A 20,488-nucleotide genomic window follows, 5' to 3' on the forward strand; every position below is an offset into this window, starting at 1 on the left:
TGTTTCATTTGTGGCCTGTGAGAATTTTGCTCCACCCTGCTACAAGGTGTAGGAAACGCCGACCTGCACGGTTCGCGGCGCCCCCGGATAGGCATAGACGTTGCCGAATGCGCCCTCTTCATAATCTCGGTCAAAGAGGTTTTTCACGTCGAGATTGAGCCGCACCTTGTCATTGATCTTGTAGAAGCTGAGCAAGTCGACAACGGTATAGCTACCCATCGAAAACGCGGTGTTGGCGGTTTGGCCGGCGCGCTCGTCGACGTACTTGAGGCCGGTGCCCAGGCCCAGTCCCTTGAAGGTGCCGTCCTGGAATTCATACATGTTCAGCAGGCTGAAGCTGTTTTTCGGGATGTTCATCAGCCGCGTGCCAGAGCGCAGCACGTTGTCCTTGGTCACTTCGGCATCGACATAGGCATAGCCACCAATTACCCGCCATTCTGGGGTGAGGTTGCCGGCCACGTTGACGTCGAATCCACGGCTGCGCACTTCGCCGGCCGCAACGCTGAAGGTCGAGTCAACCGGGTCGGTGGTCAGCACGTTGCGTTTTTCGATCTGATAGATCGCCGCGTCGACGCTCAACTGCTGATCCAGCGCTTCCCACTTGAGCCCCATTTCATAGGACTTGCCCTTCTCTGGCTCGAACCCTCCGCCCTGGCGACTGGCGCCGGTGTTTGGCTTGAAGGAGCGCGCAGTGTCGGCATAGACCGCCAATGTCTCGGTCAGGTCGTAGGTCACACCGATTCGCGGAGTCACCGCGTTGTCACTGGCCTGCCAGCTCTTGCCACCGGGCACGTAAGTTTCGTAATCATGTTCGAAGCGCTCGAAACGCGCCCCGGCCAGCACCTTCAGTTTATCGGTCAATGCCACCTGATCCTGCACGAACGCGGCATACGTCTTGAGGTTTTCCTTGTCGTGCGTCGGCGTGCGGGTGAGTGCCGGGCGCGGCTGGCCGTAGACCGGGTCGAAGATGTCGATCGGGTACGCACCGACGGCGCCGCCGGAGCGCTGGATGATCGACTTGTAGTCGTAATCCTCGTACTCGATACCGGTGAGCAACGTGTGCTGCAAACCCGCAGTATCGAAGTGCCCGGTCAGGTTGAGCTGGGTATCCTTGTCGGTCCACTCCAGCTTGCGATAGTTGAAATTGCGCCCGAGGGTGCGGCCGTCGTCGGCAATGCCATTGGCCTCGATTGCGTTGCCCTTGAGCGAACCATCGAGCCACTGGAAACCGCCGCCCAGAGTCCAGTCGTCATTGAGCATGTGCTCGAAACGCAGTTGGGCCATGTTGTTGTCGTTATGCAGTTTGCCAGCGTCTTTTTCGCCGAAAAAACTGTCGCGCGAAGCGGTTCCCGTCTGCTTCGCGTAACGGGTAAGGCCTCGATCCAGAGGCGCGTTGTTGCGCATGAAATCGCCTTCGAAAATCAGCCTGGTCGTGTCGCTTGCCTGCCAGGTGAGCACCGGCGCGATGCCGTAGCGCTCGGTTTCGACGTGATCGCGAAAGGTGTCGCCGCCCTCGCCCACAACGTTCAAGCGATAGGCCAGACGCCCTTCTTCGTCGAGCGGGCCGGAAGCGTCCAGCGTGCCGCGTTTCATGCCCTGATCGTTGAGTTGGCTGCCCAGGGTGACGCTGCTTTCAGGCAACGGCTGTTTGGACACCACGTTGAAGGTGCCGCCAGGATCACCCCGACCGTAGAGCATGGTCGCCGGGCCGCGCAGCACTTCGAGGCGTTCGATCGTGTTGGCATCCGGCATGTTCGGATAGCCGCGGTTGATCGGGAAACCGTTGCGATAGAACTCGCCGGTGGTGAAGCCGCGCACGGTAAACGTGGTCAGACCCTGGCCACCGAAATTGTTCGCTCGCCCCACTCCGCCGGCGTAGTCCAGCGCGTCCTGCAATCGGGTGGCGCCCAGATCTTCGACCGCGTCCTTCGAGACCACACTGATCGATTGCGGAGTTTCATGGATCGAGGTGTCGGTACGCGTAGCGCTAGCCGAGCGCGTTGCCCGATAACCCTGCACCGGGCCGTCCGCTCTTTCGTAATTCGCAGTACCGATGACATCGGTTGCGTCCAGCTCCAGCGTTGAGGGTGATGCCCCCGTCTGGTCAGCCCATGAAGCAGGCGACAATGCTTGCAGCACACAAATGGAAAGCAGGGTTCGACGCATGGAGAGAGAAACCTTTACGAATAGGCCAATGCAGGGAGTGGAACCGCCAAAAAAGTCCCGCGCATGCTATACAAAACTATTCGCAATTAATACAAATTCCCATTAACAGCATCTGCAGCTGTCAATGCGGCACCGTCGCTCTGCACCCTGCCCCGCGAATTTTCTATGTTCCGCCCGAAAGCCCCTCGGTGGCCTGGACGAACCTCGCCCCGGCCTTGCGCACCAACTGGCGCCATTCAGTTGCTGTAATCAGCCTTTCCTGTTCCATGCTATCGGCCATTTTCAGCAACTCGTCGTATTGATCCTCGGCGTCCATACGGATCTCCGGCTCTTCCAGCAATTTTCGCCAGGCGGCCAACGCCTGCTCTTTCCGAACGTCGCTCATGGTCGTTACCCCGGTGACTTGTAAGTCGGTAGAGGGCTGCGGTTCTGGAGTGTTCAGCGGCGACTACTGATGGCGCGACGGATGGTTTTCGTTGCGGCCTCGATAAATGAAGCGGCCAGTTCGGACTCGACGACGCCCGTGCACACCACCGTGACGCGGATCTTGTCCGTTTCCTGGCGCAAAACATCGCGATAGCGCAGACGGCGAGCTCGGCGAAGGGCTGGATGTGGCGAGTGCCTGCTATCGAGTGGGCTACGAAAGCCCGTCGCAATTCAGCCTGGAGTACAGTCGCCAGTTCGGGTGTCCGCCATCAAGGGACACCCAGCGGGTTCGCCGCCCGGCGTGAAAGTCAGTCCGACGGCGATCTATCGGATTAATGCCCACCGATCACTTCACAAACCGGTTACGCCCCAGCGTCTTGGCGTTATACAGCGCCTGATCGGCGACCTCGATCAACCCTTGCAAGGATTGCAGTTGCGACCCCGAGGCCGTAGCGATGCCGATACTCACACTCAGCCGGCCGAACGGGCTGGACGGGTGCGGGATGTGCTCCTGCTGCAAGCGATCGAGGATCAACTGCGCCACCACCGCAGCACCGTCACTGTCGGTGGCCGGCATGATCACGCTCATTTCTTCGCCGCCGTAACGCGCCACCAGATCGGAGGGGCGCCGTACACAACCTTCGAGGATTGTGCCGACCTTCTGCAGGCAGGCATCGCCGGCGACATGCCCGAATGAGTCGTTGAACAGTTTGAAGTAGTCGATATCGATCATCAGCAACGCCAGCGTCGTGCCGTCACGTTGTGCGCGCCGGGCTTCCATGGCGAGGCTCTCATCGAAGCAGCGCCGGTTGGCCAGGCCGGTCAGGGCGTCCTTCATCGCCAGTAACTCAAGCTGACGATTGGAGGAAAGCAACTGCTGCTGCGTCCCGCGCAATTGGTCTTCAGCCCTGGTACGCCTGCGAATATCGAGAATCAGGAGCCAGCCGATGAGCCCGGTGAGACCCAGCAACCCCGCGACCACCACTGCCGACAGCCAGGCTTCCATGCGCCACGCAGCAAGGGCTTCGCGCTTGCCGAGGGCGACGGTGGTGATCAGCGGCAGCCGGTCACTCTTGCGGAAGGCGTAGAGCCGCTCGACGCCATCGAGGCTGGAGGTAAACGACGCGGTACCGACCGATCGATCGACCAGATACTTCGCATAGATGGGCGACTTGGAAAAATTGCGGCCCATGTCCTGCTCGCGGAACGGATAGCGCACCAGCAACGTACCGTCGGTATAGGACAAGCCGATGGCCCCCTCCTGCCCCACATCGATCTTGCCGAACAGGCGCAGGAAGTTTTCGATTCCCAGGGTCACCGCCACCACCCCGGCAAACTCGCCGTGCGCATCATTGAAACGGCGACTGACAGTGATCACCCACTCCTGATTGGAGCGGCTCTGGATCGGCGGACCGATAAAGGTTTCGCGGCTCGGGTCGTCACGATGATGGATGAAGTAGACGCGATCACTGCTGTTGGCCCCGGCCGGGATCGGTCGATTGGAAGACATCAGCCAACGGCCCTGGTTGTCGTAGATGGTGATGCCGCTGAGCTGCGGCATCAGCGGCTCCTGACGATTGACCAGTGCGCTCAGACGCTGGATCTGCGCGGGGCCGCTGCCTTCGGTTTCCAGGCGTTCGACGAGTCCGAGCAGCAGCAACGAACTCTGGCGGACGATGCCTTCGGAGTAAGTCGCCAGAGCCTGGGTCAGGTTCAAGCCATGAACGTTGACTTCCTCCAGCGCGCGCTCTCGAGAGGCCACCACTTTCCACACCGTCAGTGACGCAAGGGAACAACCGATCACCAACAACAAAAGCACAACCAGGCGGGTATCACGCTTCACATTACTACCTTTGGGAAAGTCCGGTTTCCGTTCCTGCGGCTGGTCACCGACTCGATGACTGCAGCCGCGTGTCCTTGTCGCGCGCAAGGATACAAGTAGCACTGGCTTGCTGCAGCAACAGATTATGTCGCGTAAAAAAACGTACTTCCAATTTGCGCTGCTTGTCCGGAAAAAGCGTGCTGCAGACTTCAGGAAAGAATTTGCGCTTGGCGAAACAACGACAAGAATGCCAGACCAAACCATCGCCAGGCTTTCAGTATCCGCTTGGCGCCACGAGCCTGAAGCCAACTTTCTGACGCCTGTTTCACGACCCTTTCCCCTTGTTTTGCCAAGCATAAAATTTTGGCACTTTTGCACAACAAGTTGACATCCAAAAGCATGCCACCGGCCACCGATATCATTAGAGTATGCGCCCTTAAAAAGGAAAGGACTCTTGATGACTCAGTCACTCTCACGGCGCGTTGTGGCGATTACCGGCGCCCTGGGGAATCTCGGCGAGACCCTGGCGGACATGGCCGCAGCCCAGGGCGCAGATCTGGTGCTGATCGATCGGGCGATGATTACACTGCCCAGCTCCCACAATCGACTGGTCCTGTCCGGCATCGATCTGACCTCCCTCGCCGATTGCCAGGCAGTCGCCCACCAGATCAACCGCTATTTCGGTCGCCTCGACGCCCTGGTCAACGGCGCCGGCGGCTATGCGTGGGAACCGTTGTTGGGCGGTGCGCTAGAGGCCTGGGATCGGCTCTACTCGCTGAACCTTCGAACCGCATTGAACGCCAGCAAAGCCTTGCTGCCATTGCTGCTGCAGTCCTCGGCGGGACGCATCGTCAATATCGGCGCGAGCATGGCGGCCAAGGCCGGACTGGGCATGGGCGCTTACGCTGCGTCGAAATCCAGCGTACTGCGCCTGACCGAAAGCCTCGCCGAAGAGCTCAAAGACATGAGCATCACGGTCAATGCCGTGCTGCCGAGCATTCTCGACACCCCGCAAAACCGTGAAGCCATGCCCGACGCCGAGCATCAGCGCTGGGTGACACCGGCGCAACTGGCGGCGGTCATTCTGTTTCTGATTTCGGAGCAAGCGTCGGCGGTCACCGGTACCGGCATTCCGGTGATCGGGCGCATGTAGGGTCTATTGACGCCGCGCGCCTTGGCGACGTCGCTTTCTTCACCTTTCGGAAAAGCAAGATCACCGGATTACCGGACTTCCCCTCCCCCCATGCGACCCGCCACTTCCAGCGCTGCCTTCGTGAACCACGTCCTTGATGTCGCCGAACAATACGGCTGCGATGGCGACTGGCTGTTGCAGCAGACCGGACTCTCACGCGAACAGTTGTCCGACTCGATCGTGCGCATTCCCATGCGCCAACTGCGTGCCTTGCTGGAACTGGCGGCGCTCAGCAGCAACCTGCCGCATTTCGGCCTGTTGGTCGGCGCCGCCGTGCGCCCGGGCACCTATGGCGTGCTGGGTTATGTGCTGATGACCAGCGCGACACTGGGCGAGTCGCTGAACATGATTCTGCGATTCGGCAAGATCGTTTACGACAGCCCGTCCAGCCAGACCCGAATCGTCATCGGCGACGGCCGCGTGACGCTCGAAGATCAACGCATCAGTGAGCTGGAGCCTTACTGCGCCCTGCATCAGGAAGCCCTGATGGTTGGCTGGGCAGCGTTCGGCCGCTGGTTGATCGCCAGCAATCAGCCAATGCTGGAAGTGCGGATGATGCATCCGGCGGTGGGCGAACCGGCGCTGTATGAACACTTCTTTGGCTGTCCGGTGCAATTCGAGGCCGGTTGCAATGCGCTGGTGTTTGCCGAATCGACGCTCTCGACGCGGATCCAGGGCGCCGACCCGCGCATGCACCGCAGCATGCTGCTGGAGGCCGACTGGCAGCTGTGTCTGACGTACCCGGCATTTTCCGTGACCGACCGCTTGCGCGCACTGCTCACCGAACAGTTGCCGACCGGCGATTTCAGCCTGAAAAGTCTGGCCCGGCAGCTGGCGATTTCGCCGCGCACCTTGCAGCGCAAACTGGCCGCCGAAGGAGAAAACTTCAATCAGGTGCTGGAAACCATGCGCATGGAACTGGCCGACCATTACCTGCGCCGGACCGAGACCAGCATCATGAACATCGCCCTGATGCTGGGTTACTCGCAGGCCAGTTCTTTCAGCCATTCCTTCCGTCAGGCCCGCGGGATTTCGCCGGTGGACTACCGCAAGTTGCTGCGCGCCAGATAAGCCCGGTCACGGCTTCAGCTCCAGCAGCGGCTGGCCCTTTTTCACCACATAGGTCGCCAGTTCGACGCCTTTGTCCTGGCCGACGTTCTTCGCCACATGGGCCACGCCTGCCGGGATGAACAGCGAGTCGCCGGCCTTTAGCGTGACTGCTGGCTGCCCCTCCAGCTGATACTCCAGCGTGCCGCTGAGCACGTGCGCCACCTCGACACCCGGATGCGCATGCCGCGGCGCGGTGACACCCGGTTCGAAATTGATACGTGCCTGTATCACCTCGCGATCCGTGTCGCCCAGGTCCTGACGAATCAGGTCGGTACGGCTCAGGCCCTGCTGCCAGCTCATGGCCTGAGCGTCCGCCGCCTGTGCCAGGCCGTTGAATGAAACCAGTGCGGCCACAGTGGCCAGAATCAGTGTGCGTTGCATGCAATTGCCCTCTCGACAGTCATGGTGTGAAGGCCTGCACTGTGACTGCCGGGTGTAGCGGCGACGTGTCGAAAAACCCGGGTTTGGTCTCGCCGTGTATCGCGCGCAATGCTGGATACACGGCCATACAAAGCACACCGGCTGTGTATCACAGTGTGTACAGACGCCCCGGCGATACATGAACTTGAATCATCGCGCTTTTTCGACATGGGCCAGATACGTCCCGGCGTTCAAATGCCTGCAAGGTTTGCCGGGCTCAGCCCGCACCTGCCCCCGACAGGATTGCCAAGGAGACTTCAGCATGAAAAACGCAGCATCCAACCGTATGAACATCCTCGCCGTGGCGCTGTTCGGTGCGCTGGCGGCAACTCAAATGCCAACGGCCGCCGCCGCGCAACCGGCAACCGACGAGCACAGCGTCAGCTATTCCGCACCCTCGCCGTTCGGCCCGCTCAAGCATGTGAAGGCCGGACTGCTGGATGTGGCCTACGCCGAAACCGGCCCGGCGCAGGGGCCGGTGGTGATTCTGCTGCACGGCTGGCCGTACGACATTCACAGTTATGACGAGGTCGCGCCGTTGCTCGCCGCCAAGGGGTATCGGGTGCTGATGCCGTATGCGCGGGGGTATGGCGACACGCATTTCCTCTCCGATCAGACAATGCGCAACGGTCAGCCTGCTGCGCTGGCCAGCGACGTGATCGACTTCATGGATGCACTGAACATCAAGCAAGCGGTGCTCGGTGGTTACGACTGGGGCGCGCGCTCGGCGGATATCGTCTCGGCGCTGTGGCCGGAACGGGTCAAGGCATTGGTCTCGGTCAGCGGCTACCTGATCGGCAATCAGGCTGCCGGGCAAAATCCGTTGCCGCCCAAGGCCGAATTGCAGTGGTGGTATCAGTTCTACTTCGCCACCGAACGTGGCCGTGACGGTTACCGCAAAAACACTCACGACTTCGCCAGGCTGATCTGGCAGCTCGCCTCACCGAAATGGGCCTTCGATGACGCCACGTTCGACCGCAGCGCCAAAGCGCTGGAAAACCCCGATCACGTCGAGATCACCGTGTTCAATTACCGCTGGCGTCTGGGCCTGGTGCAGGGCGAACCGCAATACGCGGCGCTGGAACAGAAACTCGCCAGCGCCCCGCCGATCAGCGTGCCGACCATCACCCTCGAGGGCGATGCCAACGGCGCGCCGCACCCGGCACCCGAGGATTACGCCAAGCGTTTCACCGGCAAGTACCAGTTCCGCCTGATCAACGGCGGCATCGGCCACAACCTGCCGCAAGAAGATCCGCAGGCGTTTGCTCAGGCGGTGATCGACGCCGATCACCTCTGAGGCCGAACGCAGAAAACGCCTCGGTCTATTTGACCAGGCGTTTTTCCCTGGACGGACGATAACCGAAAAACGCGCTGTAGCACTTGCTGAAATGGCTCGGCGAAACGAAACCGCAGGCCACCAGCACTTCCATCTGCGACAGCTCGGTGTGCTGCAACAGGCGCCGGGCTTCGGTGATGCGCAATTCCAGGTAATAGCGCTGCGGCGTGGTGCCAAGTTGCTCCTTGAACAAGCGCTCCAACTGCCGCCGCGAGCGCCCGGCATACACCGCCAGTTGCTCCAGCTCCAGCGGCTCCTCGAGATTGGCGTCCATCAGTTTGACCACCTCGCGCAACGGTGCGCTGACGCAGAGGTTTTCATCCGGTTTGATCCGCCGATACCGCGACTCCTCGAACGCCAGAATGTCCTCGATGCCTTCGACCAGCGCCTTGCCATGCAACCCCTTGATCCAGTCCAGCGCCATATGGAAAGCCCCGGACGGACTGGAAGCCGTGAGCCGGTCGCGATCGATCACATAAGGTTCACTGCTGACCTGGGTGGCTTTGGCAATTTCCGTTAGCGCCGGACGATGTTCCGGGTGGATCGCGCAACGATAGCCATCAAGCAGTCCGGCGCGGCCGAGAAACCACGCACCGTTCCACAAACCGGCCAGACTGACGCCGCGTTCCGCTGCCGCGCGCAGCAGGTTGATCAACTCTTCACTGGCCTTCAGCTCAGTGCGGTAGCCGCCACACACCACCAGCAAGTCCAGATCCGCAAGACTGGCCATATCAATTCGCGCATCCGGACGAATCACCAGCCCCAGATCGCTGATCACCTCACCCTCGCCCAGCCCGAACGTGCGCGAGCTGAACAGTCCGGCGCGCAACAGGTTGGCAGTGATGATCGTATCCAGCGCCTGGGTGAAGGCCGGCAGCGAAAAGTGTTCCAGCAACAGAAAACCCGTGCGGGTGAGGCGTGAATCTGCAGATTGCTCATTCAGATAGCGGAGGTTTTTGCCCTTCATGCCTCCGCTGAATTGACGTCGTTCGATCAAGGTCTGGCCCATCGGTCATGTTGTTATGCGCCGATAGTTGGCTCGATGGGCCAAAGAGTCAATCACGCTTGCGGCTGATGACTGGTCACGCAGTGAATCCCGCCGCCACCGGCAGCAATCGCATCGATGTTCAGCAACTCGACTTTGCGCTCCGGGTACAGCTTCGATAACAGGTCATAAGCCTTTTTGTCGGCCTCCTTGTCACCGAACTCCGGGGCGATGATCGCGCCGTTGATCACGAAGTAGTTGATGTAACCCGCAGCAAAATCCGGGTTGTTCTGGTTGAACTTGCTCTGGCGCGGCTTGAGTGGCGGTGAAATCGTGTGGATTTGCAGCGGGCGACCGTCAGCGTCGGTGGCTTTCTTGAGAATTTCCAGGTGCGCCAGCGTGACCTGGTGATCGTAGGATTCAGGGTCGCTGTCGAGGTTGGCGATCACCACACCGGGCTTGATGAACCGTGCATAGAAATCGACGTGGGCGTCGGTGATGTCCTTGCCCTTGATCCCCGGCAGCCAGATGATTTTGCGCAGGCCCAGACGCTCCTTCAATTCAGCCTCGACATCGGCCTTGCTCCAGCCGGGATTGCGGTTGCTGTTGATCCAGCTGCTCTCGGTCATGATCCCGGTGCCGTGGCCGTCGACCTCGATACCACCGCCCTCGCCCACCAGTTCACTGCGCAGGTACGTCGCCTGTGCGTCGGCGGCCAGTCGCGCAGCGATTTTCGCATCCTTGCTGTGCCGCTGCTTGTTGCCCCAACCGTTGAAATTGAAGTCCACCGCGCCAAGCCCGCCTTTGTCATCGATGACAAAATTGGCGCCGATATCGCGCATCCAGATGTCGTCAAGCGCGGCGGTCACGTAGGTGACGTTGCGGGTGCCGCAATATTCTTCGGCGAGGCTGCGTTCGCCACTGCGACACAACACCGTGACTGGCTCATAGCGGGCGATGGTGCGGGCGATGCGACCCAGTGCTGCCTGCACATCGGCGGTGAAATCTTCCCAGATCGCATCCTGTGCGCCGAAAGCAATGAAGGCGCGTTCGTGCCTGTCACCCTCGTCGGGCATGAACCAATCCCCCGCACTGGCCGCCAGTAGTCTGCCCGGCGCCAGCCCGAGACCCATGACTGCGGCGCTGACACCTGTAGCGACCGATAGCTGTTTGATGAACTCACGACGTGTCGACATCTCTGGTTTTCCTGAAAAGGGCCGGCGACCGGGCGCCGGCCGTTGAATCATGGGTGGGTGGCGGTTTTGAATTTGGTCCAGGTGCGCATCCGTGCGCGCATGTCGGCCTGGGGAATGTCCTTGCCCGGGATCAATCGAGCATAGGTCGCCTCGTCGAGGTAGATGTCCGGGTTGTTGCGCATCGCCGCATCGACGCCGGCCCGCGCCTTGGCGTTGGAAGTCGGGTAACCGGTGAAGTTACTGATTGCGGCCATGTTCTGCGGGCGCATCACGAAGTTGATGAACGCGTAGGCGTACTCCGGGTGTTTCGCATCGACCGGGATCGCCATGGTGTCCATCCACACCGTGGTGCCTTCGCGGGGGATGCGATACTCAAATTTCGTGGTCTTGCCAGCGCTGTCCGAGGTGCGCTGGGCCTGGGTCATGTCGCCGCTGTAACCCAGCGACAGGCACAGGTTGCCGTTGACCAGATCGGTCACCGGTTGCGACTGGAACTTGCGCACATAAGGCCGCAACTTCATCAGCACCTCACTGGCCGCCGCCAGATCCACCGGTTTCGCGCTGCGCGGATCGCGCCCCAGATAATTGAGCACCACCGCCAGCACTTCATCCGGCGAGTCGATCAGCGAAATTCCACAGTCGGCAAACTTCGCCGCCAGCTCCGGTTTGAACAGCATGTCCAGGCTGTTGACCGGTGCGTCGGTCATGCGCTGCTTGATCTGCGCCGCGTTGTACGTCAGGCCGATGGTGCCCCAGGTGTAGGGCACGGTGGCTTTGCTTGAGTGTTCATAATGGCTGCGCAATTTCTGCAAACCGGGTTCGATGTCGGCCATCTCCGTGAGCTTCGATGGGTCCAGCGGCAGCAGGCTGCCGGCGCGCATCAGGCGCTCGGCCACAGTGTCGCCGGGGAAGATCAGGTCATAGCCGCTGCCGCCAGAGAGCATCTTCGCTTCGAGGGTTTCACTGCCGTCCATGACGTCGTAAATCACCTTGATCCCGGTTTCGGCGGTGAAGCGGCTCAGCGTGTCTTCGGCAAAGTAATCGGCCCAGTTGTATAGCCGCAGGGTCTTGTCCTCGGCATGCAGCGACGGAATCACGCAGGTCAGCGCCAGGCCCAGAACGCCGAGCAGTCGTTTTTGATGCTTAGCCATATCAAACCCCTTGAGCGTTCCAGCGTGCATGAAGATTGCGACCATCCTGACTGAGCAGCGCGCCGTACATGTCCGGCCTGCGGTCGCGGTAGATGCCCCAGCTCAGGCGCTCTTCGCGCATCGCGTCGAGATCGAGGCTGTGCACCAGCACCCCGCTGCTGTCGCGGTCGGCTTCGGCCAGCAACTGGCCTTTGTGATCGCTGATGAACGACGAGCCGTAGAAGCGCATTTGCAGCGACGGATCGGTGGTCGCCACTTCGCGCCCGACCCGGTTTGCCGCCACCACCGGCAGCAGATTGGCGGCGGCATGGCCGCGCATGGTCATCTGCCAGTGGTCACGAGAATCCAGTGCTGCACAGCCCGGCTCGGAACCAATGGCCGTGGGAAACAGCAACACTTCAGCGCCCATCAACGCCAGGCAACGCGCGGTCTCGGGAAACCACTGATCCCAGCAGATACCCACGCCGAGGCGACCGAACGCGGTGTCCCAAACGCGGAAACCGCTATCGCCGGGGCTGAAATACTCCTTCTCCTGATAGCCGATGGCGTTGGGGATGTGGGTCTTGCGATACACCCCCGAAAGGCGCCCGTCGGCATCGGCCACGGTGAGCGAATTGAAATACGCATTGCCGGCCTTCTCGAACCAGCTCAGCGGCAGCACCACGCCCAGCTCTTTGGCCAGCGCGGCGAAGCGCTGCAGCACACGGCTTTCGCGATACTCCTCGGCCAGCGCCAGATGTTTGTGGCTCTGTTCGATGCAGAAATACGGCGTGGCGAACAGCTCCTGCAACAGGATCACCTGCGCGCCCTTCGCGGCGGCCTCCCGCACCAGTTGCTCGGCCTGATCGAGGTTGCGCGGCAGGTCCCAGGTGCACGGCATCTGGGTGGTGGCGATGGTCAGATGGCTCATCGCTCAACCCTCCACTGGCCAGGCCGGTTGCTGCTGGGTGATGCAATGCACCCCGCCTCCGCCATGGGCCAGATGATTGATGCGCACCGGCACCACTTCGCGTCCGGGGAATGCCTGAACCAGCACCTTGGCCGCCGCCTCGTCGGCCTCGATGCCGTAGGCCGGCATGATGATCGCGCCGTTGGCGATGTAGAAATTGGTGTACGAGGCGCAGAACACTTCGGCGTCGCTGTCCACCGCTTCGCTGGCTTCGAACAGTTCGATCAGCTCGAACTTGCGGCCCTGTGCATCGGTCGCCAGCTCCAGCGCACGACGGTTTTCGCGGACCACTTCGGCGTACACCGAGCTTTGGTCGTGGGTCGCATCCACCAGCAACACGCCGGGACGGGCGAAGGCGCATACGCCATCAACGTGACCGTCAGTCATGTCGCCGGTGACGTAGTCCGGGTCGCCCGGCAGCCAGATGGTTTTCTTCACGCCGAGCAAACGGCTGAAAATCTCCTCCATTTCGGCCTTGCCAATGCCCGGGTTGCGATTGGGGTTGAGCAGCACCGACTCGGTGGTGATCAGCGTGCCCTCGCCGTCGACATGAATCGCCCCGCCCTCGTTGCTCAACGGCGTGCCGAAGCATTCCAGCCCCAGATGATTGAGTGCGCGCCGCGCGAGGCTTTCGTCCAGCTCATGCGCCGACTTGCCGCCCCAGGCATTGAAGCGCCAGCTGACACCGGCCAGCCCTTGTTGCGGGTGGCAGACAAAGCTCGGGCCAGAGTCGCGGCACCAGCTGTCGTTGACCGCCAGCGGGATCAGCTCGATGTTCGGCCCGCACAGGGCTTTGGCGCTCGCTACCGCCGAGGGATCAACGACCATTTTCACCGGCTCGAATCGCGCGATGGCGTTGGCGACCCGAGCGAAGTCCTCTTGCACCTGTGGCAATGTCACGCGCCAGCCCGACTCCCACAGCGCCTGGTTATGCGGCCAGACCATCCACGTCGCCGCGTGCGTCACCCATTCGGCAGGCATCATCCAAGCGTTGTTGTTATTCTCGTTGCGCGGCATGACAAGCACCTCTCGATTAAGCCATTGTGTTCAATGGAGATTGCCGGGATTTGGCATGAGGCGAATGCTACGGCGCAGAAATCGCAGCAACAAACGATGGATTTAGCGCACAACTGATTAGAGGAACTTATCGATATGCTCAAGCACTGGCCGCCGCTCAGCTCCCTGCGCGGCTTCGAAGCGGCTGCGCGCCTCGGCAGTTTTCACAAGGCCGCCGATGAGCTGAGCCTCACCCAATCGGCGATCAGCCAGCAGATCCGCAGCCTTGAGGCGTATCTCGAACAACCGCTGTTCTTTCGCAGCGGTCGCAGCGTGTCGCTGACCGATGCCGGCCACGATCTGCTCAGCACCACGCAGGCGATGCTCCAGCAACTGGCGGTCGGCATCCGCCGTCTGGGCCAATATCAGAAACCCAATCAACTGGTGCTCAACACCACGCCGGCGTTCGCCCGGCACTGGCTGCTGCCGCGTCTGGCAGATTTTCGGCGTCAGCATCCGCAAGTCGATCTGTGGATTTTCAGCACCGACGAGGTGCCGGACATGGCCACGCAAACCATCGATCTGGCGGTGCGCGACGACATCAGCTCCCAGGCTGAATGCAACTTCAAGGTGCTGCATGCCGACCGCCTGTTTCCGGCGTGTCACCCCAGCGTGTTGGCGCAACCTGCCGCGCAACGCACGACCCTGCACGGCGAACGGGAAATGGACTGGAGCCACTGGGCGGTGGAGGCCGGGGTCGATGTCGGGCAGCAGGATCAGGGGCTGAATTTTTCCGATCCGGGCTTATTGCTCGATGCCGCTGCGGCGGGGCTGGGGATTGCGCTGGTCAGCCAGTTGCTCAGCCGTCAGGCGCGGGACACGGGGTTGCTGCAACCGTTGGTGGAGCAAACCATTCGTGGCCCGAACTGGGCGCTGTTGACCCATCGTGACAGTGAGAGTGATCCGATGGCGCGCAGTTTCAGTGAATGGTTGTTTAGAGAAATGACGCAAGCCCATCTTGAGGCGACGGCTTCCTGAAAACTTTAGCGTTTATGCTTGCAACCGCTTGCAGGGTTCAAGGACGATGGTGGCCAACCGCCTTAATTCAGTGTTATGGATGACAACGTATGAAAATTTTCCACTTTGACGGGCCAAGCTGGGCCTTTCTAACCCCCGAACAAATGTACGGTGAACAGGGAAAGCTTCGTCTGGCTCATAAACACTATCAAGATGCCAACATCTACTTTCTCTCGGTCATGAACGTCTGTCGGTTCAACCCCAAAAAGACCAGAGTTACTCTAAACGGCGACCTTCAGTGTGAAGTGGAAATCGGCGACCCCGAAAGCAGGACATTCCGCTATTTGCAGTGCTCCTTCCCCTTGGTCGATATGCTGCACTCTCTGCCTGGATTCATGAGCAGGTTTCCCGACCGGGACACGTTCCTCCGATACCTTCTACTGGAACGCTACCTTCCCCAAAAAAAGGTCAAGCGACAGCTTTATCTGGCGACGATACGCGCGTATGCCAAGACATGGCTCAGTGAACGCTTTGCGCTGAAAATCCTGCTTGGCATTTATTCCCGGGAAGTCGAAGTCGATCACGACACACGTTACGAGATAAAAATTTTCGATCCTTTTTGGGATGCCGTCACAGACGATAAAAAAGCCGTTGATTCAAGGAAAAACCATCCTGATTTTCATGCCTTGAACAACGCCATGTGGGACACCACAAAAACCGAAGAGGTGAATTACAGCCTGTTGCCCGGGGCTGAAGGCCGGGCAAACTGCCGGCTGACCATTGATCAGATTGTCAACCACTTTGGTCTTGATGTGGGCAATCAGCGCATCGCCTACATCGGAAAAACGGAGCAAGAGCCATTTGAAAGGCTGTTTCCGCACACCACGCTGAACGAGCTGAATAGCGAACTCGCCAGAAACGAATACGAGTCGCTCATCATTCACTTGTTTGGGTTCAGGATGCGAAGCCTCGATCTCACTTCGAATAAGGAGTTGAAAACGCTTACAAAGTCCGAAGCGATCACCATTACCGAAGCCGAACTGATCAACTACTTCAAACCGTTGAAAAACGTCGATTACGTCAAGAATCACGGGAAACCCAAGTGGGAGCACATCAAACTGCTACTGAACAAAAAATACAAAAGTATCCGGGGACTGCTGGAGATTGATAGGCAATACGCAAGGTTCTATACAGCGCAGGTGGGTGATCAGAAGCTCAACAAGCATGAAATAGATGTCGATCTGAATGCCTATAGACCCGTTTCGAAAAAGGGCACAGCCAAGTCTTGAGTGCCCCTCCCTGGTCATTTACGAGGCAGACCGCCGACACCGCCAGCGTCGGAAAAGGCTGACAGCGAATCAGGAAGATAAACTTCTCCCGCAGGCCAATCATGTCGACTCTGGCGCATACACCTGCGCCTGCGTATAACCTCGCCGTTTCGTCTAACCTGATTGAGCGTCCGCGCGCGACACCGCGCCCGGTGGCGCTTAGAATGCGACGCTCATGAAACGGAGATTTCCATGCTCAAACGAACCCTGGCACTGACTGCTGGTCTGGCCCTGTCTTTTTCTGCTCTGGTGGCGCATGCCGCCGATGTGTTGCGGGTCAGCGCGATTCCCGATGAAGCCCCGACCGAATTGCTGCGCAAGTTCGAGCCGCTGGGTGCGTACCTGGAGCAGCAGTTGGGCATGAAGGTGCAGTTCGTTCCCGTGGCCGACTATCCGGCGGTGGTTGAGGCCCTGGCGACCGACCGCCTCGACATGGCCTGGCTGGGCGGTTTCACTTTTGTTCAGGCACGCCTGAAGACCGACGCCACCACCCCGGTGATCCCGCTGGTGCAGCGCGAGCAGGATGCGCAGTTCACCAGCAAATTCATCAGCGCCGACCCGAACGTGAAGAGCCTGGCCGACCTCAAGGGCAAGACCTTTGCCTTCGGCTCCGTCTCGTCGACGTCCGGCAGCCTGATGCCGCGTTACTTCATGTTGAAGAACGACAACATCAAGCCTGAAGCCTATTTCAGTCGCGTCGCCTACTCCGGTGCACATGACGCCACCGTCGCCTGGGTCCAGGCGGGCAAGGTCGATGCCGGTGTGCTCAACGCCAGCGTCTGGCAGAAACTGGTGGACGCCGGAAAAGTCGACACCAGCAAGGTCCACGTGTTCGCCACCACCCCGGCCTACTTCGATTACAACTGGACCGTGCGCGGCACCCTCGACCCGGCGCTGGCGGCGAAGATCAAGAAAGCTTTCCTCGACCTCGACCCGGCCAACCCGGAGCAGAAGAAGATTCTTGATCTGCAGGCGGCCAGCCGCTTCATCGACACCAAGCCCGAGAACTACAAGGGCATCGAGGAAGCCGCTCGCGCTGCCGATCTGTTGAAATGACCCTGAGCCTCAAACAAGCCCGCCTGCACCACGCCAACGGGGTCGATGCGCTACGCGGCGTCGACCTGCAGATTGGCGCGGGCGAGCAGGTGGCGATCATCGGTCCTTCCGGGGCCGGCAAGTCGAGTCTGTTGAATCTGCTGGCCACCGCGTTGCGCCCCAGCAGCGGCGAAATCGAGGTGCTGGGCGAACATCCCTGGCACCTCTCCACTCGTCAACGGCAACGCCTGCGTGCGCGCATCGGCCTGGTGCATCAAGCCCCACCGCTGCCGCCGCGCCAACGGGTGGTGACGGCAGTGCTGGCCGGTAAACTCGGCCAGTGGAGTTTGGGCAAGAGCCTGCTGAATCTGCTGCATCCCACGGACATCCCCGGCGCCCGCGCGGCCCTCGCCCGTCTGGATCTGGGCGAAAAACTCTTCGCTTACTGCCAGCAATTGTCCGGCGGCCAATTGCAGCGCGTAGGCATTGCCCGGGTGCTGTATCAGGCACCGGAGATTCTGCTGGCGGACGAACCGGTGTCGGCGATGGACCCGGTGCTGGCCGGGCACACCCTGTCGATCCTCTCGCAGCATGCCCGGGCACATAACGTCACGCTGGTGGCGAGCCTGCATGCAGTGGAACTGGCGCTGGCACACTTTCCGCGCATCATCGGTTTGCGCGACGGCCAGATCCTGTTTGACAGCCCGGCCGAACAGGTCAGCCGCGAGATGCTCGATACGCTGTACGTCAACGAGCAATTGCAAAGCCCGACAACGCCCAGTGCGCCGCTGATTGTGCAGATCCCGCGATGCTGAAGGCCGATTCACGCGACCCGGCGGCCGCGCCGCGATTACTGCTGACCCTTCTGGCGATTGCCCTGCTGTGGCCGGGCATCCAGCTCAGCGAACTGGACCTTGGCGTGCTGCTGCACAGCGACAGCCAGACCGAAATGGGCCGCTTCATCTCCGGATTCTGGCCACCGGCGCATGACCACGATTTTCTCCAGTTACTGCTCAAGGCCACCCTGCAAACCCTGGCCATTGCCACCGCCGGCATGGCGTTGGCGTTGCTGCTGGCGGTGCCGGCCAGCCTGATTGCCAGCCGCGCGCTGTCGTTGTCTGCCGCCTCTCGTGGCGGCATTCCCAGTCGGCTCGGGCGCTTGCTGCGTTGGCCGGTACGCGGGCTGCTGATCTTCTTGCGCAGCGTGCCAGAAATCGTCTGGGCGCTGCTGTTCGTGCGTGCCGTGGGCCTCGGCCCGGCGGCCGGTGTGCTGGCGATCGCCATCACCTACAGCGGCATGCTCGGCAAGGTCTACGCGGAAATCTTCGAGTCCACCGACCAGCGTCCGGCGCATGCCTTGATGCAGGCCGGCAGCGGACGACTCGCGGCGTTTGCCTACGGGATTCTGCCGAATGTCGCGGCGGAGCTGCTGTCGTACACGGTGTATCGCTGGGAGTGCGCGATTCGTGCCTCGGTGGTGATGGGGTTTGTCGGCGCCGGTGGCCTCGGCCAGCAGATCGATCTGTCGCTGCGCATGTTCGCCAGCGGTGAAGTGGCGAGCATGTTGCTGACTTTCTTGATTCTGGTGCTCGGCGCCGACCAACTCAGCCGCCTGCTGCGCTGGAGGCTGACATGAATCGCCTGATCAATCTGTTGCTGATTGCCGGCATTGGCGTAGCGGTCATCGCCTCGTTCGGCTACCTCGAACTCGACCTCGGTGAACTCGGCAGCGCCACCAGCCTCAAGCAGATGGGTGCCTACGCGCAGCGCTTTCTCAGCCCGGACCTGAGCGCCACGCATTTGCAGGCAATCCTCAAGGGCGCGCTGGAAACCCTCGCCATGTCGGCCCTCGGCACGCTGCTCGCAGCGGTGTTCGGCATCCTCCTCGCGCTGCCTGCCGCCGGGCGTTTTGGCTGGCCGCTGCAAAGCGCTTCGCGGCTGCTGCTCAACGGTCTGCGGGCGATTCCGGAACTGGTGTGGGCGGCGTTGATGGTGCTCGCCGCCGGCCTCGGCCCGAATGCCGGCACCCTGGCGCTGGCCCTGCACACCACCGGGGTGCTCGGCCGGTTGTTCGCCGAAGCGCTGGAAAACACCCCGCCGGAACCTGCCGAAGCGATCCGCTTGCAGGGCGGCAACCCAGTGCTCGCCTTCTGCTACGGCACCCTGCCCAACCTTGCCCCGCAATTGCTCGCGTATTGCCTGTATCGCTGGGAAAACAACATCCGCATGGCCAGCGTGCTGGGCTTCGTCGGCGCCGGTGGTTTGGGGCAGATGCTGTATGTCAGCCTCAGCCTGTTTCAGGAAGCGCAGGCGAGTACGGTGATTCTGGCGATGCTGATTCTGGTGCTGGGCGTGGATTCGCTGAGTGCCTGGAGCCGGCAGCGCTGGGTCAAGGCCTGACGGGCAAGCCTCAGGGCGCTGTCGCCAACCGATACTGGCGCGGGGTAAATCCGGTCGACGCCTTGAACTGCCGGGTGAACGCGCTGTGGTCGGTATAGCCGCACTGCAGCGCCACTTCGGTTATCGGCAACTCGCCGTGCAACAAGCGATGCGCATGCTCAAGACGGACTTTCTGGATCATCTGGCGCGGCGTCAGGTGGAACACGCGCTTGCAGTAACGCTCCAGTTGCGCCACTGAAATTCCCGCGATGCGCGTCAGTTCGCTCAGGCTGACGCGCTGATTGAAGTTCGCCCGGATGTATTCATCCACCGCCGCCAGCCGCTGATACGCCGGATGGGTTTCGCTGGCGGTTTGCAGGTCAACAGAAATCCCCGCCAGGCCAATGATCCGGTTATCGCGGTCGTACAGCGGACGCTTGTGGGTCAGGCACCAGCCCGGTTCGCGGCTGCCGTACAGATGCAGCTCCAGCTGATCCTCCAGTACAAACCCCTCTTCCAGCACGCGCCGATCCTGCTCGGTGTAGCCCGGGCCCAATTGTGCCGGAAACACCTCGGCGCTGGTCTTGCCCAATAACGGTCGCAGGTCTTTCAAACCGCAGCGCTGCACCAGCGTCTGGTTGGCCATGACGTAGCGCGCCTGCGGATCCTTGATGAAGATCGCCGCGTTGGGAATCACGTCGAGCATCGGCAACAACAGCGCCATGCTGGCGAGCAGATCGTCGAGGCTCTGCGGTCGGCTCGTTTCGTTGTGCTGGCTCAGGATCGCAAACGCGTTCTGCGGCATGCCTCTCACTCCCCACTCGGCTTTATCACTTGCACGCAGATTGCCCCATGACCGACAGCCTGTCGAGCCGGGCCTTTGCCGTTGGCCATTGTGCTGATTTCGTCATCGTCACCGGCAAAAAACATCAATCGCGCAACGCCTGATGAGTTCACTGTAGCGCCACTGCACGCCCCTC

Annotated in this window: 19 protein-coding genes and 1 pseudogene; 10 read left to right on the plus strand and 10 right to left on the minus strand. The window is 60.9% G+C overall.

Annotated elements, in window-relative coordinates; all coding sequences use genetic code 11:
* Positions 1 to 39: 39 nt before the first annotated feature.
* Entirely contained in the window at positions 40 to 2,166 is a 2,127-nt protein-coding gene (locus LOY52_RS14585; RefSeq protein ID WP_258674581.1) for a TonB-dependent siderophore receptor, read from the minus strand.
* Positions 2,167 to 2,329: 163 nt separating this feature from the next.
* Positions 2,330 to 2,551, minus strand: a complete 222-nt coding sequence (locus LOY52_RS14590; protein WP_258674582.1) for a hypothetical protein — start codon at positions 2,549 to 2,551, stop codon at positions 2,330 to 2,332.
* A gap of 214 nt (positions 2,552 to 2,765) precedes the next feature.
* Between LOY52_RS14590 and LOY52_RS14600 the strand changes: the two are divergent.
* Positions 2,766 to 2,897: pseudogene (locus LOY52_RS14600) on the plus strand (AraC family transcriptional regulator CmrA); the annotation flags it as partial.
* A gap of 41 nt (positions 2,898 to 2,938) precedes the next feature.
* Here the strand turns inward: LOY52_RS14600 and LOY52_RS14605 are convergent.
* A complete protein-coding gene (locus tag LOY52_RS14605) occupies positions 2,939 to 4,435 on the minus strand; it encodes a sensor domain-containing diguanylate cyclase (RefSeq protein WP_258674583.1) in 1,497 nt (498 codons plus the stop codon).
* Positions 4,436 to 4,871: 436 nt separating this feature from the next.
* Here LOY52_RS14605 and LOY52_RS14610 point away from each other — a divergent pair, with 436 nt between their 5' ends.
* Together LOY52_RS14610 and LOY52_RS14615 are read left to right on the plus strand one after the other, a co-directional pair.
* Positions 4,872 to 5,567, plus strand: a complete 696-nt coding sequence (locus LOY52_RS14610) for an SDR family NAD(P)-dependent oxidoreductase (protein ID WP_258674584.1) — start codon at positions 4,872 to 4,874, stop codon at positions 5,565 to 5,567.
* Between the two features lie 120 nt (positions 5,568 to 5,687).
* Entirely contained in the window at positions 5,688 to 6,677 is a 990-nt protein-coding gene (locus LOY52_RS14615) for an AraC family transcriptional regulator (RefSeq protein ID WP_258674586.1), read from the plus strand.
* Positions 6,678 to 6,683: 6 nt separating this feature from the next.
* Here LOY52_RS14615 and LOY52_RS14620 read toward each other — a convergent pair whose 3' ends face one another.
* Positions 6,684 to 7,097 carry a cupin domain-containing protein gene (locus tag LOY52_RS14620; RefSeq protein ID WP_258674588.1) on the minus strand — a complete coding sequence of 138 codons (414 nt, stop codon included), beginning with the start codon at positions 7,095 to 7,097 and terminating at the stop codon, positions 6,684 to 6,686.
* Between the two features lie 301 nt (positions 7,098 to 7,398).
* Here LOY52_RS14620 and LOY52_RS14625 point away from each other — a divergent pair, with 301 nt between their 5' ends.
* A complete protein-coding gene (locus LOY52_RS14625; RefSeq protein WP_258674589.1) occupies positions 7,399 to 8,433 on the plus strand; it encodes an alpha/beta fold hydrolase in 1,035 nt (344 codons plus the stop codon).
* 25 nt (positions 8,434 to 8,458) lie between these two features.
* On the opposite strand, the gene LOY52_RS14630 is transcribed toward LOY52_RS14625, so the two are convergent.
* The 5 genes from LOY52_RS14630 to LOY52_RS14650 are packed head-to-tail and all read right to left on the minus strand — an operon-like array spanning position 8,459 to position 13,770.
* Positions 8,459 to 9,481 carry a GlxA family transcriptional regulator gene (locus LOY52_RS14630; RefSeq protein ID WP_258674591.1) on the minus strand — a complete coding sequence of 341 codons (1,023 nt, stop codon included), beginning with the start codon at positions 9,479 to 9,481 and terminating at the stop codon, positions 8,459 to 8,461.
* A 50-nt stretch (positions 9,482 to 9,531) separates the two neighbouring features.
* Entirely contained in the window at positions 9,532 to 10,653 is a 1,122-nt protein-coding gene (locus tag LOY52_RS14635; RefSeq protein ID WP_258674593.1) for an agmatine/peptidylarginine deiminase, read from the minus strand.
* Positions 10,654 to 10,700: 47 nt separating this feature from the next.
* Positions 10,701 to 11,804 carry an extracellular solute-binding protein gene (locus tag LOY52_RS14640; protein WP_258674595.1) on the minus strand — a complete coding sequence of 368 codons (1,104 nt, stop codon included), beginning with the start codon at positions 11,802 to 11,804 and terminating at the stop codon, positions 10,701 to 10,703.
* A gap of 1 nt (position 11,805) precedes the next feature.
* Positions 11,806 to 12,714: an N-carbamoylputrescine amidase gene (gene aguB, locus LOY52_RS14645; protein ID WP_258674597.1), complete on the minus strand. Its 909-nt coding sequence runs from the start codon at positions 12,712 to 12,714 to the stop codon at positions 11,806 to 11,808.
* A 3-nt stretch (positions 12,715 to 12,717) separates the two neighbouring features.
* Positions 12,718 to 13,770: an agmatine/peptidylarginine deiminase gene (locus LOY52_RS14650; RefSeq protein WP_258674598.1), complete on the minus strand. Its 1,053-nt coding sequence runs from the start codon at positions 13,768 to 13,770 to the stop codon at positions 12,718 to 12,720.
* 135 nt (positions 13,771 to 13,905) lie between these two features.
* Here LOY52_RS14650 and LOY52_RS14655 point away from each other — a divergent pair, with 135 nt between their 5' ends.
* From LOY52_RS14655 to phnE, 6 genes are all read left to right on the plus strand, one after another.
* Positions 13,906 to 14,787, plus strand: a complete 882-nt coding sequence (locus LOY52_RS14655; protein ID WP_258674599.1) for a LysR substrate-binding domain-containing protein — start codon at positions 13,906 to 13,908, stop codon at positions 14,785 to 14,787.
* An 89-nt stretch (positions 14,788 to 14,876) separates the two neighbouring features.
* Positions 14,877 to 16,055 carry a hypothetical protein gene (locus LOY52_RS14660; protein WP_258674601.1) on the plus strand — a complete coding sequence of 393 codons (1,179 nt, stop codon included), beginning with the start codon at positions 14,877 to 14,879 and terminating at the stop codon, positions 16,053 to 16,055.
* A gap of 231 nt (positions 16,056 to 16,286) precedes the next feature.
* Complete coding sequence (locus LOY52_RS14665) at positions 16,287 to 17,150, plus strand: putative selenate ABC transporter substrate-binding protein (protein WP_007969266.1); 864 nt, start codon at positions 16,287 to 16,289, stop codon at positions 17,148 to 17,150.
* Positions 17,147 to 17,944, plus strand: coding sequence for a phosphonate ABC transporter ATP-binding protein (locus LOY52_RS14670; RefSeq protein ID WP_258674604.1), 798 nt, complete (start codon positions 17,147 to 17,149; stop codon positions 17,942 to 17,944). The genes LOY52_RS14665 and LOY52_RS14670 overlap by 4 nt, the downstream gene beginning before the upstream one ends.
* Positions 17,938 to 18,765: an ABC transporter permease gene (locus tag LOY52_RS14675; RefSeq protein ID WP_258674606.1), complete on the plus strand. Its 828-nt coding sequence runs from the start codon at positions 17,938 to 17,940 to the stop codon at positions 18,763 to 18,765. The genes LOY52_RS14670 and LOY52_RS14675 overlap by 7 nt, the downstream gene beginning before the upstream one ends.
* On the plus strand, positions 18,762 to 19,529 hold the full coding sequence (phnE, locus tag LOY52_RS14680; protein ID WP_258674607.1) for a phosphonate ABC transporter, permease protein PhnE: 768 nt from the start codon (positions 18,762 to 18,764) through the stop codon (positions 19,527 to 19,529). The genes LOY52_RS14675 and phnE overlap by 4 nt, the downstream gene beginning before the upstream one ends.
* Positions 19,530 to 19,539: 10 nt before the next feature.
* On the opposite strand, the gene LOY52_RS14685 is transcribed toward phnE, so the two are convergent.
* Positions 19,540 to 20,313: an AraC family transcriptional regulator gene (locus tag LOY52_RS14685; RefSeq protein WP_258674609.1), complete on the minus strand. Its 774-nt coding sequence runs from the start codon at positions 20,311 to 20,313 to the stop codon at positions 19,540 to 19,542.
* Positions 20,314 to 20,488 lie beyond the last annotated feature (175 nt).

It is taken from the genome of Pseudomonas sp. B21-051 (assembly GCF_024748795.1).
GTDB lineage: Bacteria > Pseudomonadota > Gammaproteobacteria > Pseudomonadales > Pseudomonadaceae > Aquipseudomonas > Aquipseudomonas putida_A.

Bases quoted from the DNA above. Each gene is read 5' to 3' on its own strand.
- LOY52_RS14675 (WP_258674606.1), top strand. From the start codon at position 17,938: ATGCTGAAGGCCGATTCACGCGACCCGGCGGCCGCGCCGCGATTACTG.
- LOY52_RS14620 (WP_258674588.1), bottom strand. From the start codon at position 7,097: ATGCAACGCACACTGATTCTGGCCACTGTGGCCGCACTGGTTTCATTC.
- LOY52_RS14670 (WP_258674604.1), top strand. From the start codon at position 17,147: ATGACCCTGAGCCTCAAACAAGCCCGCCTGCACCACGCCAACGGGGTC.
- LOY52_RS14665 (WP_007969266.1), top strand. From the start codon at position 16,287: ATGCTCAAACGAACCCTGGCACTGACTGCTGGTCTGGCCCTGTCTTTT.
- LOY52_RS14590 (WP_258674582.1), bottom strand. From the start codon at position 2,551: ATGAGCGACGTTCGGAAAGAGCAGGCGTTGGCCGCCTGGCGAAAATTG.
- LOY52_RS14630 (WP_258674591.1), bottom strand. From the start codon at position 9,481: ATGGGCCAGACCTTGATCGAACGACGTCAATTCAGCGGAGGCATGAAG.
- LOY52_RS14635 (WP_258674593.1), bottom strand. From the start codon at position 10,653: ATGTCGACACGTCGTGAGTTCATCAAACAGCTATCGGTCGCTACAGGT.
- LOY52_RS14585 (WP_258674581.1), bottom strand. From the start codon at position 2,166: ATGCGTCGAACCCTGCTTTCCATTTGTGTGCTGCAAGCATTGTCGCCT.
- LOY52_RS14625 (WP_258674589.1), top strand. From the start codon at position 7,399: ATGAAAAACGCAGCATCCAACCGTATGAACATCCTCGCCGTGGCGCTG.
- phnE (WP_258674607.1), top strand. From the start codon at position 18,762: ATGAATCGCCTGATCAATCTGTTGCTGATTGCCGGCATTGGCGTAGCG.
- LOY52_RS14655 (WP_258674599.1), top strand. From the start codon at position 13,906: ATGCTCAAGCACTGGCCGCCGCTCAGCTCCCTGCGCGGCTTCGAAGCG.
- aguB (WP_258674597.1), bottom strand. From the start codon at position 12,714: ATGAGCCATCTGACCATCGCCACCACCCAGATGCCGTGCACCTGGGAC.
- LOY52_RS14610 (WP_258674584.1), top strand. From the start codon at position 4,872: ATGACTCAGTCACTCTCACGGCGCGTTGTGGCGATTACCGGCGCCCTG.
- LOY52_RS14650 (WP_258674598.1), bottom strand. From the start codon at position 13,770: ATGCCGCGCAACGAGAATAACAACAACGCTTGGATGATGCCTGCCGAA.
- LOY52_RS14640 (WP_258674595.1), bottom strand. From the start codon at position 11,804: ATGGCTAAGCATCAAAAACGACTGCTCGGCGTTCTGGGCCTGGCGCTG.
- LOY52_RS14660 (WP_258674601.1), top strand. From the start codon at position 14,877: ATGAAAATTTTCCACTTTGACGGGCCAAGCTGGGCCTTTCTAACCCCC.
- LOY52_RS14685 (WP_258674609.1), bottom strand. From the start codon at position 20,313: ATGCCGCAGAACGCGTTTGCGATCCTGAGCCAGCACAACGAAACGAGC.